Origin of the sequence: Nocardia flavorosea NBRC 108225 (assembly GCF_001613385.1) — a bacterium.
GTDB lineage: Bacteria > Actinomycetota > Actinomycetes > Mycobacteriales > Mycobacteriaceae > Nocardia > Nocardia flavorosea.
Genome location: NZ_BDCG01000066.1, coordinates 1 through 705 on the forward strand (window position 1 = coordinate 1; position 705 = coordinate 705).

The following is a 705-nucleotide window of genomic DNA, read 5'->3' on the forward strand; positions in this document are numbered from 1 at the left end:
GCGAGTTCGGTAGGCACCGGTCGGGCGAGCCGAGGCTGCGCGAGCGCGGCCTGGAATGCTTCCTCACTGAACACGAGGAACTCCTTCTTTCTTCATTCGGTGGTGCCGGCGGTCGGCACCGGAAAGTGGGCAATATCGATGGGCGTCGTCACGCCACACGGTCGTCGACGGCAGTACCGGACGCGGCGGAGAATGCCGCGATCGTATCGATGGCCTGCCTGCTCTCGGGTAGTCGCGGCGCGACGACGGGAAACGCATGGATTTGGTGATGCCACAGATGCAACTCGTGGCGCACCCCGGCTCGGGCGAGCCGCTCGGCCATGGCTTCCGCGTCCGGGCAGAGGAATTCGGAGTCCGAGGCGAGTAAGAGGGTCGGCGGGAGACCGGCGAGGACGTCGTCGTCGGCGTGCAGCGGCGAGAGGGCGGGCTGGATGGCGCCCCCGCATCCCCAGCGCGCCACTGCCTCGAACACCTTCGGGGGCAGGAATGCCTCGGTTGTGGCGGTCGGTGCCTCGGCCTTGGTGGTGCAATCGAGGTCCAGCCACGGGCTGATTCCGACCAGCGCGCGAGGGCGGTCCCACCCGGACCGCAGTGCTGCCACCGCAGTCGCGAAGGCGAGGAATCCACCGGCGGAGTCGCCGATCACGGTGATGTCGCCGGCGGGATGCCGCTGTGTCAATGCCCGGTAGGCATCCAGGCAATCCT

Annotated in this window: 1 protein-coding gene; it reads right to left on the bottom strand. The window is 68.2% G+C overall.

Translation table 11 applies throughout. The features are described 5' to 3' along the window. Window positions 1-148: 148 nt before the first annotated feature. Window positions 149-705 (bottom strand): alpha/beta hydrolase (locus NFL01S_RS33855; RefSeq protein WP_157117342.1); only part of this gene is annotated, 557 nt, incomplete at its 5' end.